The 16,596-nt window shown below is 50.4% G+C and carries 13 protein-coding genes; 7 read left to right on the top strand and 6 right to left on the bottom strand.

Features of this window, described 5'->3' with window-relative positions; genetic code table 11:
* Positions 1–135: 135 nt before the first annotated feature.
* From BZG77_RS12055 to lrp, 4 genes are all read right to left on the bottom strand, one after another.
* Positions 136–1,398, bottom strand: coding sequence for a replication-associated recombination protein A (locus tag BZG77_RS12055; RefSeq protein WP_077647421.1), 1,263 nt, complete (start codon positions 1,396–1,398; stop codon positions 136–138).
* Positions 1,399–1,469: 71 nt separating this feature from the next.
* Positions 1,470–2,099 (bottom strand): outer membrane lipoprotein chaperone LolA, encoded by a 630-nt coding sequence (lolA, locus tag BZG77_RS12060; RefSeq protein WP_077647422.1) that lies wholly within the window; start codon positions 2,097–2,099, stop codon positions 1,470–1,472.
* A gap of 16 nt (positions 2,100–2,115) precedes the next feature.
* The gene (locus tag BZG77_RS12065; protein WP_077647423.1) at positions 2,116–4,929 is read right to left on the bottom strand and encodes a DNA translocase FtsK; all 2,814 of its coding nucleotides are present in this window, start codon (positions 4,927–4,929) and stop codon (positions 2,116–2,118) included.
* Between the two features lie 224 nt (positions 4,930–5,153).
* Entirely contained in the window at positions 5,154–5,648 is a 495-nt protein-coding gene (gene lrp / locus BZG77_RS12070; protein WP_077647414.1) for a leucine-responsive transcriptional regulator Lrp, read from the bottom strand.
* Between the two features lie 166 nt (positions 5,649–5,814).
* Here lrp and ald point away from each other — a divergent pair, with 166 nt between their 5' ends.
* From ald to infA, 7 genes are all read left to right on the top strand, one after another.
* Positions 5,815–6,939: an alanine dehydrogenase gene (gene ald / locus BZG77_RS12075; RefSeq protein WP_077647415.1), complete on the top strand. Its 1,125-nt coding sequence runs from the start codon at positions 5,815–5,817 to the stop codon at positions 6,937–6,939.
* A gap of 119 nt (positions 6,940–7,058) precedes the next feature.
* On the top strand, positions 7,059–8,018 hold the full coding sequence (gene trxB, locus BZG77_RS12080) for a thioredoxin-disulfide reductase (protein ID WP_077460191.1): 960 nt from the start codon (positions 7,059–7,061) through the stop codon (positions 8,016–8,018).
* Between the two features lie 77 nt (positions 8,019–8,095).
* Positions 8,096–9,865 (top strand): heme ABC transporter permease/ATP-binding protein CydD, encoded by a 1,770-nt coding sequence (cydD, locus tag BZG77_RS12085; RefSeq protein ID WP_077647416.1) that lies wholly within the window; start codon positions 8,096–8,098, stop codon positions 9,863–9,865.
* Positions 9,858–11,576, top strand: coding sequence for a heme ABC transporter ATP-binding protein/permease CydC (cydC, locus tag BZG77_RS12090; protein WP_077647417.1), 1,719 nt, complete (start codon positions 9,858–9,860; stop codon positions 11,574–11,576). Before cydD ends, cydC begins: the two co-directional genes overlap by 8 nt.
* Positions 11,577–11,591: 15 nt before the next feature.
* Positions 11,592–12,305 carry a leucyl/phenylalanyl-tRNA--protein transferase gene (gene aat, locus BZG77_RS12095; RefSeq protein ID WP_077647418.1) on the top strand — a complete coding sequence of 238 codons (714 nt, stop codon included), beginning with the start codon at positions 11,592–11,594 and terminating at the stop codon, positions 12,303–12,305.
* Complete coding sequence (locus BZG77_RS12100; RefSeq protein ID WP_077647419.1) at positions 12,302–13,027, top strand: arginyltransferase; 726 nt, start codon at positions 12,302–12,304, stop codon at positions 13,025–13,027. Before aat ends, BZG77_RS12100 begins: the two co-directional genes overlap by 4 nt.
* 129 nt (positions 13,028–13,156) lie before the next feature.
* Positions 13,157–13,375: a translation initiation factor IF-1 gene (gene infA / locus BZG77_RS12105; protein ID WP_021022425.1), complete on the top strand. Its 219-nt coding sequence runs from the start codon at positions 13,157–13,159 to the stop codon at positions 13,373–13,375.
* Positions 13,376–13,468: 93 nt separating this feature from the next.
* Here the strand turns inward: infA and clpA are convergent, their stop codons facing one another.
* Positions 13,469–15,724 carry an ATP-dependent Clp protease ATP-binding subunit ClpA gene (gene clpA / locus BZG77_RS12110; protein WP_077647420.1) on the bottom strand — a complete coding sequence of 752 codons (2,256 nt, stop codon included), beginning with the start codon at positions 15,722–15,724 and terminating at the stop codon, positions 13,469–13,471.
* A gap of 45 nt (positions 15,725–15,769) precedes the next feature.
* Positions 15,770–16,090 (bottom strand): ATP-dependent Clp protease adapter ClpS, encoded by a 321-nt coding sequence (gene clpS / locus BZG77_RS12115; protein ID WP_021022427.1) that lies wholly within the window; start codon positions 16,088–16,090, stop codon positions 15,770–15,772.
* Between the last annotated feature and the right edge of the window lie 506 nt (positions 16,091–16,596).

Below are 16,596 nucleotides of genomic sequence, written 5' to 3' on the forward strand. Positions count from 1 at the left end.
TTGAAAACAAGCGTCGATACTGCGTATTGTATTACGCGATTGGTCAAGGGTGACGGTGGATGTCACCACGACGAGGAGACTGCGTCTTCATCGCGTCGCTGCACTCTAAACCTTACCCAAAAAGGGTAAACTTGCCTAGCGCTTTTGCGGGCTTTTTGCATCCTGCTCGGCCAGAAAGGCGAGCTTTTCGGCGATTTTAATTTCTAGCCCACGATTAACGGGCTGATAATAGCGAGTATCGCCAAGTTCGGACGGTAGATAGCGCTCTCCTGCCGCATAAGCATTGGGCTCATCATGGGCATATCGATAGCCCTTCCCATGCCCCATATCTTCCATCAATGCGGTCGGCGCATTGCACAAGTGCATGGGAACAGGCGCGTTGGCGGTTTCTTTAGCGTCTCGCAACGCTTGTTTCCATGCGGTGTAAACAGCATTGCTTTTGGGCGCGCTGGCTAAATATACAGCGGCTTGAGCAATCGCACGCTCGCCTTCTGCCGGCCCTACGCGAGTAAAGCAATCCCACGCATTCAATGCCACCTGCATGGCACGTGGATCCGCATTGCCAATATCCTCCGAGGCGATAGCTAATAAGCGGCGCGCCACATAAAGGGGATCGCCACCGGCACTGACAATGCGTGCGTACCAATACAGGGCGCCATCAGGACTCGAGCCACGGACGGATTTATGAAACGCAGAAATCAAATCGTACCAAGCATCCCCTTGCTTATCGAATTGTGCCACTTTTTCACCTGCAACGTCTTTAAGCATCGACAGCGTCACTTGGCCATCAGCCATATCTGCCAGCATTTCCAGAAGATTCAACGCCATACGCGCATCGCCACTGCACGCCGCGGTTAACGCCGCTTTAACGCCTTTATCGAAAGTGAGTGCCTGCTCGCCTAACCCGCGTTGCGAGTCGGCAAGCGCTTGATCAATCACGGCTTCAAGATCGCGATCATCTAGGCTTGTCAGTCGGTAGACGCGGGCGCGCGATAATAAGGCATTGTTAAGCTCAAACGATGGATTTTCCGTCGTGGCGCCAATAAAGGTAACGGTCCCCGACTCGACATGAGGCAGAAAAGCGTCTTGCTGACTTTTGTTAAAGCGATGTACCTCATCAACGAATAAGACAGTGCGAACACCCGCTTGCTTGTTTTGCTCTGCACGTCCAATCGCTTCTCGGATCTCTTTCACACCGGAGGTCACCGCAGAAATTTGTTCCAGCTCGGCATTAGCTTGACGCGCAGCAATATCGGCCAGTGTGGTCTTGCCTGTGCCCGGTGGCCCCCAAAAAATCATGGAATGAAGCGTACCCGACTCAATGGCACGGCGTAGCGGTTTGCCTTCGCCAAGCAGATGGCGCTGGCCAATATATTGGTCCAAGGTGACGGGCCGCATACGCGCGGCCAGTGGGCGAAAGTCCTCAGCGAAATCGAGCGGCAAGGTAGGCAAGGCATCCTCCGATGCGGTTAACGTGACTGGCGTTGATCGTCGACCATGACAGACTCAGGCGGGGTAAACGAAAACAAGTCCGCGTCTGGCGTTTGTCGGCTAAATTGGCTCAGTGCGAACTGACTCTGTTGCCCATCTTGCTCAACGACTCTAAAGCCAGTCAAGGTACCATCGGGCTTGACCGTGACATCAAACTGACCAATGGTGCCGGTGGTTTTTGGCGTGAGCGTGAAGGTATTGCCTTCCTGGGTGATTTGGTAATCCTGCCAATCACTCGGTTGGTTACGGGTCAATAGCACGAAGGGCGTTTGTGCTGTTGCCTCTTCTAACCACATGGCAGTTACTTGTTCAACAAAGGGGCTGTAGTACCACAAGGTTTCACCATCAGAAATCATGATGGTTTCGTCCGGCGACGTGGTGGTCCAGTTAAACAAATTAGGGCGTTGGATAGCCAAGGTCCCTTTCGCTTGATGAATCTCGTCACCCTCTGGGCTTAAGACCTTTTGTTCAAACTGTGCGCGGAACGCATCAACCTTATTCAGTCTTTCGATTAAATGTTGTTGCGCCTCTGTTTGCGCTTGCGCGCTGACAACAACCAAGAGAGATATCACCGCCAACAGGTGGCGGACAGCAGCAAATCGAGTCATTGAACCTTCCATTCGATCAATCTTTCGGTGGCGGCGGTGCGATTACTTCGCGATTACCGTTATGGCCTGGTGAACTTACGACACCGTGTGCTTCGAGTTGTTCCACAATACGCGCCGCACGGTTATAACCAATTTTAAATCGACGCTGGACACCAGACACGGAACCACGACGACTTTCGGTCACAAATTCAACCACTTGATCAAACAACTGGTCCAGCTCTTCGCCATCGCCGCCGGTCGGCGCTTCACCAGGTAATAAGCTATCTGCACCTTGATCGCCTTGGGTGATTTCATCGATATATTGCGGCTTGCCTCGCGCTTTCCAATTATTAACCACCCGATGCACTTCTTCATCACTGACAAAGGCACCATGCACGCGGATCGGATGGTTGGAACCATTCGGCATAAAGAGCATATCCCCCATTCCCAGCAACGACTCAGCGCCGCCTTGGTCAAGGATGGTGCGCGAGTCTGTTTTGGTCGAGACAGTAAACGCCATACGCGTTGGAATATTGGCTTTAATCAGCCCCGTAATCACGTCAACAGAAGGACGTTGGGTGGCTAGCACAAGGTGGATACCTGCTGCCCGTGCTTTTTGTGCTAATCGTGCGATCAACTCTTCGACTTTTTTACCAACCACCATCATGAGATCGGAAAATTCATCTACCACCACCACGATATAGGGCAGTTTTTCCAGTTTAGGCGCCGATTCATCCATACTGTCGCCCGATTTCCACAGTGGGTCTGGGATCGGGTTATTCGCGGCTTCTGCTGCTTTCACCTTTTCGTTAAAACCTTTAAGGTTGCGCACGCCAAGGGCCGACATCAGCTTGTAACGTCGTTCCATCTCACCCACACACCAACGCAGCGCATTCCCCGCATCCTTCATATCGGTGACAACTTCTGACAACAAATGCGGAATGCCCTCATAGACCGATAACTCCAGCATTTTAGGGTCAATCATGATAAAGCGCACATCTTCAGGAGACGCCTTATAGAGCATACTAACCAGCATCACGTTCACGCCCACAGATTTACCCGACCCTGTCGTCCCTGCCACCAGCATATGCGGTGCTTTGCCAAGATCGGTAATAATGGCTTCGCCGGCAATGTCATTTCCCAAGACGACAGAGATCGGCGATTGGCTGTTTTTAAATCGCTCACTGCCAATCACTTCTGACATAAACACCGTTTCGCGATGCTCGTTCGGTAGCTCAAGGCCAATATAAGGTTTACCTGGGATCACCTCGACCACGCGCACCGCGGTGGTTGATAGCGCACGCGCTAAGTCTTTAGACAAACCTGAAATTCGTGAGACCTTAACGCCCGGCGCCAAATCAAGCTCAAAACGCGTGATCACCGGCCCTGGATACACGCCCACCACGCGTGCTTGCACTTTAAAATCTTCCAAGCGCGCCTCAACCAAGCGCGCAATTTGCTCTAGCTCTTCGCGCGTGGCTTGTTGCGCTGTATGGCGAGCAGGATCCAACAGATCGAGGGTTGGGAAAGGTTCTGCCGGTTTAGGCAAATTGGGCTCATCTTTCACTAAAAAAGGATGGTCGAGCCCGGCCGCTTGCTGTTGGGATTTTTGTGCTTGGCGAATCGTTTCTTGGAAAGGATCCTCGTCATCATCGGCCAACTTGCTTGCCTGCTCCGCGCGCTCTAGCTCCGAGAGTCCATCTTGATTGCCATAGGTGGTATCAGCGTACTCTGAGTGCTTTGTCTCTAAGTGCTTTGTCTCTGAATGCTCTGAATCTGTCGACACATAAGTTGCGACCGATTCACGATCATGCTGAGTCGGTGTTTGGGCTTGCGGGTCTGAGTCGGTGTCTGCGCTGAATACCGACGCAGAGGGCTCATCATCAGCAACAGCGGTTTGCCATTGTCCCAATACCGGTTCATCCGCACTCTCTGACAGCGCGGATTCAGACTGCGTCGAACTGGCTTGCTCAGCGGTGGCATGTCCACCAAAGATGATCGACCTTTCACTCTCGTGCGCGCTGTGATCAACGGTTTCCTTTTCCGTCGCTGTCGTTTTTTCAGCGACCGATTTTTTCTCAGAAACGGACGCTTTCTCAGGCGATATCGGCGTCAATCGACGTAAATCACTCAGCTCCATCGGTTCACAAGTCTCACGCGATTGCGTCACGTCTGTGCGCTCGGGGGCCGATGAGCCAGGCGCACCAAGTTGTGTCGGGGTATCGCCACGCACGCGATTAACCAGCCAGGTGATACCATTTAGCGTCACCGCGCCGAGGTGATCCACGATCGTGAGCCATGAAATTCCCGTGAATAAGGTGAAACCGGCCGCCCAGCCAAACAACATGACCAAGGTGGTCCCTAAGACATTAAACAAGGGCAAAGCAAGGCTATTGGTGACATCTCCCATCACGCCACCCGATGAAAAATGCCAAAAGTCATCAAAATTGAGATCAGCCAACGAACAACTGGTCAGGAAAAGGACCAGAAGCCCCAATAGACGTGCGCCAATAATGGTGTAATTAATGGGTTCATTATCACCACGCCGCCGCAAAAAAACCCAACCGCCAAGAATAGCAGCAGGGGGTAATGGATACGCCAAAATCCCAAAGGAGAAGAAAAAGCTGTCTGCTATCCATGCACCCATCGCACCAGCCGCATTATGAACGTCACCATGCCACGCGGTTTGCGACCACGAAGGATCAGCCGGATTAAAAGATAACAATGCCACCATGGTAAACACAGCAGCGGCGAGGACCAAGATGAATCCACACTCTTTTAAACGTTGACCGCCATCTAAACGCGCTTTCGGCTGAGCCGTTTTCGGCTCTCGACGTAAAGAAAACTCCATCATTACCTGTTTAATATTATTCGTTAATCGCATTCCTCACCCTGAATGGAGGCTTGCTCTGATTGCCCTGACTTTATCACATTCATGCCGTGACGGCAGGCATGATGCGTGTTTACGTTCAATCTTTACCGAGATATCACATTCTTTAAATCATGGCGTACAAAAAATAAGCCGAGCGCAATGCCCGGCTTTAGTTATGTTTTGCTTCACCCTATGGCCAACACTTAACGCGTGCGGATCACCAGATGATTACTTTGTTTTACCTCTTCCATTACCACGTAAGTGCGTGTGTCATTCACGCCGGGCAAACGTAGCAAGGTTTCACCCAATAACTTGCGATAAGCCGACATGTCAGCTACTCGTGTCTTTAGTAGGTAATCGAAATCACCGGACACTAACGAACATTCTTGGATGTCTTCTAGTCTCTGCACCGCTTTATTAAATTGCTCAAACACGTCAGGTGCGCCACGATTTAGTGTGATTTCCACAAAAACGAGCAGTGATGCATCTAAATACTGGGGATTAAGCTGTGCCGTGTAGCCAAGAATATAGTCCTGACGCTCTAAACGTCGCACACGTTCTAGGCAGGGGGTTGGAGAGAGACCGACACGTTTTGATAACTCAACGTTGGAGACTCGCCCATCCTTTTGGAGCTCATTTAGGATGTTGCGGTCAATACGGTCCAATTCCTTGGAGGGCTTGTTTTTGGTATCTACCATTTTTTATTCCACCTTGTTACTTCCTTGCAAAAAGATATACCAAATTAAATAACATCTAAACAATCTTTAGCATCAAATGCTGGTTTATTGCCTTTATACTAGCTCGAAAATTGATAATTTCAATAACAAGCCAGCCGATAACACTAAATAAACAAGAGGTGACAGCATGATCATTGGCGTTCCAAAAGAAATCAAGAACCATGAGTACCGCGTGGGTATGGTTCCAGCAAGTGTCCGTGAGCTTATTTCTCACGGCCACTCAGTCTATGTTGAAACCAATGCAGGTAACGGTATTGGTTTCTCTGACGATGACTATAAAGCCGCTGGGGCATCCATTCTCCCTGCCGCCGCTGACGTATTTGCGAAAGCAGACATGATCGTCAAGGTCAAAGAACCGCAAGCTGTCGAGCGTGCCATGCTGCGCGAAGGACAGATTTTGTTCACCTATTTGCATCTTGCACCAGATTTTCCGCAAACAGAAGACTTAATTAAAAGTAAAGCTATCTGCATTGCCTATGAAACGGTAACAGATTCTAAAGGTCGATTGCCACTATTAGCGCCAATGTCTGAAGTCGCCGGCCGTATGTCTATTCAAGCAGGTGCACAAGCGTTAGAAAAATCACACGGCGGTTCGGGCATGCTGCTCAGTGGTGTTCCTGGTGTCGAACCCGCTAAAATCGTCGTACTTGGCGGTGGTGTGGTTGGATCAAACGCCGCGCGCATGGCGGTTGGCCTCCGAGCTGACGTCACTATTTTGGATAAAAATGTCGATACATTGCGTCGCTTGGACGAAGAATTCCAAGGCCGCGCCAAAGTCGTCTACTCAACCGAGGAAACATTAGACCAGCACGTACTCAACGCTGATTTGGTTATCGGTGCTGTCCTTATCCCAGGTGCTGCTGCACCGAAGCTGGTCAACGAAGACCATATCAAGCGAATGAAACCAGGCGCTGCAGTTGTCGATGTCGCTATCGACCAAGGTGGCTGTTTCGCAACCTCACATGCAACGACCCACGCTGACCCAACCTACATCGTTGATGATGTTGTCCACTACTGTGTGGCAAACATGCCTGGCGCTGTCGCGCGCACCTCGACGGTTGCCTTAAATAACGCAACACTGCCCTACATTGTGAAGCTGGCGAATAAGGGATATCGCGATGCTTTAATTCAAGATGAGCACTTGCGTAACGGTCTTAACGTGATCAGTGGCCGCGTTACCATCAAAGAAGTGGCCGAAGGCTTTGATCTTCCATACGTTGATGCCCTGGATGCGCTGAAGTCAGCCCATTAATCGGCAATATCAATGATAGAAATAGAGGGCACCATCACGGTGCCCTTTCTTTAGCCTTCCAATTTACCTACAATCACTCCATTCAAAAAAACGAACCCCTTTCCTGCTCGGAGACGTGAATGAGTAACATTAAGCATGCGAACCTATTGATTCTTGGTTCAGGCCCAGCGGGCTACACCGCGGCTGTTTACGCGGCTCGTGCCAATTTAAACCCTGTTATGGTAACAGGCATGCAACAAGGGGGTCAGCTGACCACCACCACGGATGTTGAAAACTGGCCTGGCGATCCGGAAGGACTAACCGGTCCCGCATTAATGGATCGCATGAAAGCCCACGCAGAAAAATTCGATACCGAGATTATTTTTGATCACATCAATGACGTGGATTTATCCTCACGCCCTTTCCGCCTAAAAGGCGACAACGGCGAGTTCACTTGCGATGCCTTGATTATTTCGACGGGAGCATCTGCGCAATACCTTGGCTTACCGTCTGAAGACGCGTTCAAGGGACGTGGCGTATCCGCCTGTGCGACCTGTGATGGCTTTTTCTATCGCAACCAAAAAGTGGCGGTAATTGGTGGCGGTAATACAGCAGTCGAAGAGGCGTTATACCTTTCTAACATCGCCTCTGAAGTGCATGTTGTCCATCGTCGCGATACCTTCCGTGCTGAGAAAATTCTGGTCGATCGTATGATGGACAAAGTGAAGAACGGTAATATTGTCCTGCACACTAACCGGGTATTGGATGAAGTGTTGGGCGATGAAATGGGCGTGACACAAGCGCGCTTAAAAGACACACAAAGCGATGAGACCGAAACCCTTGATGTGATGGGTGTTTTTGTTGCGATTGGCCATAAACCTAACACAGACATCTTTGCTGACCAGCTGAAAATGGAAAACGGCTATATCCAGGTTGAATCAGGCCTAAGTGGCAATGCAACCCAGACAAGCGTCGAAGGCGTATTTGCGGCTGGTGATGTCATGGACCACGTATACCGTCAAGCGATTACCTCTGCAGGGACCGGCTGTATGGCGGCTCTAGATGCCGAGCGTTATCTCGACGCACTCGCGAATCAGTAATTTCTCGCGCTCATGCAGGCTATCATTCGATGGCCTGCCCAGCCTGTTGGCAGGCTTTGATAAAATAATAAGATGATATGGATAAATCTAAACAGCGGGCGCTAACCCAATGGCTCAAGTCGCAGAGCACGTTAGCCAAACCCTGGTTAGTTGCGACGATTAGCATTGCACTCCTCTCTGGTGTGCTTTTGATTGCCCAAGCAGCACTTCTTGCCCACCTGCTGCATCAACTGATTATTGAGCAAACCGATAAATACGCCTTACTGCCAAGTTTTCTCACATTGGTCGGCGTTGTTTTAGCCCGTGCTGGGTGTAGTTGGGCCAAAGAACAAACGGGCTATCGCTGTGGTGAGGTCATTCGGCAACACATCCGCCAGTTAATACTCAACCGACTTCATGCGCTTGGACCTGTGAGTATTCAAGGGCGACCCGCGGGGAGCTGGGCAAGCCTGATCCTTGAGCAGGTTGAGGAATTACAGGACTTTTTCGCTCGTTACTTACCCCAAATGGCGATCGCAGTCTTGATCCCCTTAGTGATTTTAGTCGTCGTGTTTCCAATCAATTGGGCATCTGGGCTGATCTTTTTAATCACCGCACCGCTGGTTCCCCTGTTTATGGCATTGGTCGGGATGAAAGCTGCCGATGCTAACCGCAAGAATTTTAAAGCATTGCAGCGTTTGTCCGGCTATTTTTACGATCGTTTGCGTGGCCTACCCACACTAAAATTATTTAATCGCGTTGACGCCGAAGCCGATCAGTTACACCTGGCGTCACATACGTTCCGTCAACGAACGATGGAAGTATTACGTCTCGCATTCCTATCTTCTGCGGTGCTTGAGTTTTTTACGGCGATTTCGATTGCAGTTGTGGCGGTGTATTTTGGTTTTAGTTTTATCGGTGAGCTTGACTTTGGTCATTACGGAGCGCCTATTTCGCTCTTTACCGGCTTGTTTGTGCTGGTGCTGGCACCGGAGTTTTACCAACCGCTTCGCGATCTCGGTACCTTTTATCATGCCAAAGCGCAAGCGATTGGGGCTGCTGAATCGATTGTCACATTTTTAAACGCTGAGCCTGATACAGGCACGCAAGGAGAAGCAACGCCCGACTTGGCCACGGTCACCATCACTGCCGAGGATCTCGAAGTGCTCAGCCCAGATGGCCAGGTACTCGCCGGTCCCATGAATTTTCATATTAAGCCCGGTGAACATATCGCACTGGTTGGCGTGAGTGGCGCCGGAAAATCTAGCTTACTCAATGTGTTACTCGGCTTTCTTCCCTACCGAGGTAGCTTGACCATTAATGGCTGTGAACGCAGTGAGCTGGCACTTTCGCATTGGCGACAAGCCATTAGCTGGGTGGGACAAAATCCACAACTGTTCCATGGCAGTATTCGCGATAATATCGCGCTCGCCAACCCTGATGCGAGTCCAGAAACGATTAACCAGGTGATGACACAAGCCTATGTGGATGAATTCGTGATGCGGTTAAAAAATGGCCTTGCGCACGCCGTCGGTGATCGTAATGGCGGCTTATCCGTCGGCCAAGCGCAGCGTGTCGCTGTCGCACGCGCCTTGTTGCAAGACGGTGCGTTATGGGTGCTAGATGAACCGACTGCGAGCCTGGATGCACACAGTGAAAAGCTGGTCATTGAAAGCTTACATGCTGCCACTCAAGCTAAAACCTGCATCCAGGTCTCTCACCGTCTAGATGCACTGGCTAACAGTGATCAAGTCTGGTTGATGGCCGACGGAAAGCTGGTTCAACAAGGCCAGTATCATCAATTAGCGCACACAGGGCCGCTGGCAGAGATGCTGGCTTCAGCCGATAGGAGAAATCTTGATGCGTGAACTCCTGCCGTATCTACGCTTGTATAAACGTCATTGGTTTGGCTTAAGTTTGGGCATTGTCCTCGCGTTTGCCACTTTATTTGCCGCCATTGGCTTGCTCACTCTCTCTGGCTGGTTCATTGCCGCAGCGGCAGTGGCCGGTATCGCAGGCATCGCCACCTTTAACTATATGTTGCCAGCCGCGGGCGTGCGTGGGTTTTCTATTGGCCGCACCTTTGGTCGCTGGGCGGAACGTGTGGTCAGCCATAACGCTACTTTCAAGTTGCTTGCTGATCTCCGCGTGTCGTTTTTCCGTAGATTGGCGCCGTTAGTCCCCGACCATCGTCTGAATATGCGTGATGGTGATTTGCTTAACCGCATGGTGGCGGATGTCGACGCCATGGATCATGTTTATCTACGCCTTATTAGCCCCATGATTGTGGGTGTACTGGGCGTATTAGCCGTGAGCTTATTCTTGGGCTGGTTTGATCCGACGCTTGGTATTGCCTTGGGTCTGAGTTTGCTGGTACTGCTTGTCAGTCTACCTATCATTTTCTATCGTCTGGGCAAGGATCAGGGCCGAGATCAACTAGAACAAAATGCCGCAACCCGCGTTGCCCTGCTAGATTGGCTGCAAGGCCATGCAGAATTAGCCTTATTTGGCGCTCGTGAGCGATATCGTGCGCGCATTGACGACAGCGAACAAGCGATGCTCAATGCGCAAGCGAATATGGCCCGTATCACAGGATGGGCTAACGCCGTGCTAATCGCAGCCACCGGACTCACGTTAGTCTTGATGATTTGGCTGGCAGCCGATGGCGTTGGCGATCGTGCGCCAGGCCCCCTCATCGCCATGGTAGCGTTTACGACCATGGCAAGCTTTGAACTGATGATGCCGATTACGGCAGCTTTCCAGTATTTAGGCAAAACGCTCACGGCCGCAAAACGGCTCAACGCCATCACAGAACGCCCACCCAGTGTTCCTTTCCCTCTCGATGGCCACAAAGGACCGGTAACAGGATCAATTGGCTTGAATAAGGTGAGCTATCAATACCCTGGGGCGGCACAAGAGGCGGTATCAAGAGTCTCGCTGGACATCACAGCAGGGCAAACCGTCGCGCTATTAGGTCGTACAGGTTGTGGTAAGTCGACCCTTATGAGCTTGCTGACGCGTGCATGGGATCCGACTCAGGGGCAAATTACTCTCGATGGTGTTCCGTTGAGCGAGTGGGATGAGTCAAGGTTACGTGATGCTATGTCTGTGGTGACGCAACGGGTTGATCTCTTTAACGGCTCACTCCGCGATAATCTCATTCTCGCCCGTCCAAATGCCTCAGATTCGGCTTTATCTCAGGCACTGACGCAGGTCGGGTTAGCGCGTCTATTAGAAGGGCAAGGCTTAGACACCTGGCTAGGCGATGGTGGACGCCAGTTATCAGGCGGTGAGCGCCGTCGTTTAGGTATCGCGCGTGGTTTATTGCATTCGGCCCCGATTATGCTCTTAGATGAACCGACAGAAGGCTTAGATGTGCAAACTGAAGCCGAAATCCTGTCTTTATTGAAAACTCATTGCCAAGATAAAACAGTGGTGATCATTACCCATCGTCTTGTTGGCTTGGAGCAGATGGACACTGTCTGCTTAATGGATGCCGGTCAGATTATTGAACAAGGCACGCATCAGTCATTGATCGATGCCAATGGACGCTATGCACAATTGATGCATCGGCTGTAAATCAGAGAGCACACGATGACCCTCTATTTGCCTCCTTTAGCGCAAGATGACGTTCGTTTTCCTCCCGTCACCGAGGCGCTGGATCATCCCGATGGCTTGCTTGCCATCGGGGGGGATCTTAGCCCTGCTCGGCTAATGTCTGCGTATCGCAACGGGATTTTCCCGTGGTTTGGTGAAGATGACCCGCTGTTATGGTGGTCACCCAGTGAGCGGGCCATCATTCAGCCAACCGAGTTTCACGCCAGCAGAAGCTTACAAAAAGCAGCGAGAAAGTCCGGAATGACGATTACCTTGAATCAGGCCTTTGAGCGCGTTATTGCTATCTGTGCCGAGATTCGAGGGCCGGAGCAAACTTGGATCACGCACGAAATGCAAAAGGCCTATTGCCAGCTTCATCATCAAGGTGATGCCCACAGCGTGGAAGTATGGCAAGGCAATACATTAGTCGGCGGATTATACGGTGTGTCGGTGGGGGCCATTTTCTGCGGTGAGTCCATGTTTTCAAGCACAACGAATGGGTCTAAATTCGCGCTGTGGCAATTCAGCCAATATTTTGCTCACCAAGGAGGGCAATATATTGATTGCCAAATGATGACACCGCATTTAGCGTCATTAGGTGCGCAACCTTGGTCACGTCATACGTTTATCGACGCGCTTCACGCACATCGTGACCGCCCTATTGCTGATGGCTACCCACCGCAACGTCTTGCCGATTGGAGAATAACATGAGTGTTGGAATCCAAGTTGGCGTCACACCAGGCGCTGATTGCCAGTATCTTACTGATCAAACTGAGCAACTCGCGGTGGTGATGTCTTCAGAATACCATCAACGCGAACGTTATGGCGCGCTGTTAGCGGCAGGCTTTCGGCGAAGCGGTCATCTCATCTACCGTCCTCATTGCCCTTCTTGTCAGGCTTGCCAAGCGTTGAGAGTCGATGTCGACCATTACCGCCCATCAAAAAGTCAAAAGCGGCATCGCAGCCAGCTCAAGCGCCTCACTATGCACGTCAGTGACCAATTAGATGACCATTGGTTCGAGTTGTATGACCGCTATATCACCGCCCGTCACTCAGAGGGCAACATGTACCCGGCCAAACGGCAAGACTTCTTAGATTTTATCCATAGTGATTGGCTAACCCCGCGCTTTATTCATCTGTACCAAAATGAAGAACAGCGTTCACGCTTGATCGCCGTGGCAGTGATCGATGTGGTGGATGACGGCCTTAGTGCCTTGTATACGTTTTTTGACCCCCAGCACCGATTTTCATTAGGACGTGTGAGTATTCAAGCGCAACTCCAGCTGGCAAAATCGATGCAGTTACCTTGGCTGTATTTGGGCTATCAAATCGATGCCTGCGCCGCGATGCGCTATAAAGCGGACTATTATCCCCACCAACGCTTTATTAATCAGCAGTGGCGGGCCTTTTCCTGGCCCGTTATTCCACAATAGTCGCTATTTTTTCTAGCAAGGTGCGCTCCAACAGGGTAAAATTCGCACCCGAACTTTACAGACTTTCAGAATAGAGGCATTATCTGTCGGTCAAAAAATTGGCTATCAGAATAAGCCTAAGAGGATTCAATGGCAAAAGAAGACGTAATTGAAATGCAAGGCACCGTATTGGATACGCTGCCTAACACTATGTTCCGCGTAGAACTAGAAAACGGTCACGTGGTGACTGCCCACATTTCAGGCAAGATGCGTAAGCACTACATCCGCATCCTGACCGGCGACAAAGTCACTGTTGAAATGACCCCTTACGATTTGTCGAAAGGTCGCATCGTTTTCCGTTCGCGTTAATCCTCCGAACGCGGTCAAAAAAACCCGGCTCTCAGGCCGGGTTTTGCTTTGGTGAACGCTTACTTTAATGAACACTTACGTGAGCAATTGCCGTTACGCTGGCTCCATTTGATCACTGAACTGGAAGTCCAAGCGGTTGTTTTTCAATACCACTCGAACCGTTCCGCCATTGACCAAACAACCAAAGAGCAGTTCGTTCGCTAATGGTTTTTTCAGATTATCTTGAATCACACGTCCCATCGGTCGCGCACCCATCGCCTTATCGTAACCCTCTTCTGCCAACCACTGTTTGGCTTCCGATGTCACTTCGAGTGAAACACCTTTAGCATCCAGTTGCGCTTGCAGCTCAACAATAAATTTATCCACCACTTGCAAGATGACTTGCTCATCCAAGTGATTGAACCAGATGATATTGTCGAGACGATTACGGAACTCAGGTGAAAATACCTTTTTAATTTCCGACATTGCATCATGGCTGTGATCCTGCTGAATCAAACCGATGGACTTACGTACCGTTTCCGCCACCCCGGCGTTGGTTGTCATCACCAAGATAACATTACGGAAATCGGCTTTGCGGCCATTGTTGTCAGTCAGTGTGCCATTATCCATGACTTGGAGTAACAAGTTAAACACGTCAGGATGCGCTTTCTCGATCTCATCGAGCAGCACCACACTGTAAGGATGCTTAATCACCGCATCCGTCAGCAGGCCGCCTTGATCGTAGCCAACATAACCAGGAGGTGCACCAATCAAGCGGCTGACGGTGTGACGCTCCATGTATTCGGACATATCAAAACGTTGGAGTTCAATGCCCATGGCACGCGCAAGCTGCACGGTGACCTCTGTTTTGCCCACACCTGTTGGCCCAGCAAACAAGAACGACCCCACGGGTTTGTTATCATCACCCAAGCCGGCACGACTGAGTTTAATCGCCTCTGACAATGCCGTGATCGCAGTATCTTGCCCAAACACCAACATCTTGAGTTTGTCGTCTAGCGACTGCAGCACATCTTTATCGGAAGAAGAAATCGACTTCTCCGGGATCCGTGCCATTTTTGCAATCATGGTTTCAACATCAGGCACGTTGACGGTTTTTTTACGCTTACTCGCAGGTGCCATTCGGCATCGCGCGCCCGCTTCATCAATCACGTCAATCGCCTTATCAGGAAGGTGGCGCTCATTGATATATTTTGCCGACAACTCAACCGCCGCACGAATCGCTTTGTTGGTATACCGCACTTCATGATGAGCTTCGTATTTCGGTTTCAAGCCCATCAAGATCTTGGTGGTATCGTCGATAGACGGCTCCAACACATCAATTTTTTGGAAGCGACGCGCCAATGCACGCTCTTTCTCAAAGATAGAGCCGTACTCTTGGTAGGTTGTCGAACCAATACAACGTAACTTACCGCTGCTCAATAGTGGCTTGATCAAGTTTGCAGCATCGACTTGGCCGCCACTTGCCGCACCCGCGCCGATAATAGTGTGGATCTCATCAATGAAAAGTACAGCATGATCTTCTTTCTCAAGCTGCTTTAAAATCGATTTAAAGCGTTTCTCGAAATCACCGCGATACTTGGTCCCCGCCAAGAGCGAGCCAATATCTAGCGAATAGATGACGCAGTCTTTAATGACATCGGGCACTTGGTCTTCGACAATGCGCCACGCCAGCCCTTCGGCAATCGCTGTTTTACCCACGCCGGCTTCCCCCACCAGCAATGGATTGTTCTTACGACGACGGCACAGCACCTGAATGGTTCGCTCAAGCTCTTTGTCACGACCAATCAAGGGATCGATGCCACCGACGCGCGCCAACTGGTTTAGGTTGGTAGCGAAGTTTTCTAAGCGATCTTCACCTGGGTCGGCGCCCGCTTCTTCTGTCCCCATATCGCTACTGGGAAGGTCTTCACTGTCGTCTTTGGTAGTGCCGTGGGAGATATAGTTCACCACGTCTAAGCGGCTGACATCGTTTTTCTTCAACAAATAAGCCGCATGCGACTCTTGCTCACTGAAGATAGCAACAAGCACGTTCGCACCACTGACTTCGCTGCGGCCCGATGACTGAACATGGAACACGGCCCGTTGCAAGACGCGCTGGAAGCTCAACGTGGGTTGTGTTTCTCGCGACTCATCATCCGCCGGGATCAGCGGTGTGGTTTGTTCAATAAATGCGTCGAGTTCTTTGCGTAGCGCCTCCAGATCAGCTCGGCATGCCACCAGCGCTTCATGCGCCGCCGCATTTTCAGTTAACGCGAGAAGCAGGTGCTCCACCGTCATAAATTCGTGGCGTTTTTCACGCGCACGTGCAAACGCGCCGTTCAAACTTGCTTCAAGTTCTTTGTTAAGCATAAAGGCACCTCCCTCAAAAACCGCACTAAAGCGTGATGAACCAGCTTACGCTTTCTCCATCGTGCACAGTAGCGGATGGCCATGCTCTTTGGCATACATCATTACCTGTGCCACTTTCGTTTCAGCGACCTCGGCAGTAAACACACCGCAGACCGCTTTTCCTTCATAGTGCACCGCCAGCATGACTTGTGTCGCTTTATCCACATCCATGGCAAAAAACGTCTGGAGCACTTCGATAACAAACTCCATGGGAGTGTAGTCATCATTGTTGAGCACCACCTTGTACATCGATGGCGGTTGTAACTTAGTTTTTTCTGACGCCTCAAGCTCTGCGTCAGGCAAACCCCATTGATTCCAATTACTCATAACCACTTCAATGCATTGTTAGGGTATCAAGGCTCATTGTGTGGCGGGGCAGCACTGCCATCCACGAATCCCGTCCACCTGTCTTTAAAGTTAAGCTACAGATTGTATTCCAGCAACCTTTTCAATGCGAACATCGTTTGTCTGGGCAATTGTTAATCATGGTAATGCTTTATCGTTGCAAATATAGATAGGGTGAAACACGCAAATTCGTTCACTGACCATGCCAAAGCCAATGAAAATGTGTTACCAACTAGGTGCTTGTTCCCGTGCACAAAAAAAAAGGCAGACATACACCTACCCGATAGGCTATCACCACGCAAGCAGGATCATATGTTCCCTTATCCTTTGTTCTTTCTTCTTACAATTATTCAATAAACCTTCATGTTTACGCATTTGGCGCTAACACGCATTCGTAAACTCGATACCGCGCCGGCAAACAGCGTCAAATCACAACGAAAAAACAACCTCTCGAACAAAATATTATTAAACAATGATTTATACAAAAC

It is taken from the genome of Salinivibrio sp. IB643, assembly GCF_001996105.1.
In the GTDB taxonomy this organism is placed as follows: domain Bacteria; phylum Pseudomonadota; class Gammaproteobacteria; order Enterobacterales; family Vibrionaceae; genus Salinivibrio; species Salinivibrio costicola.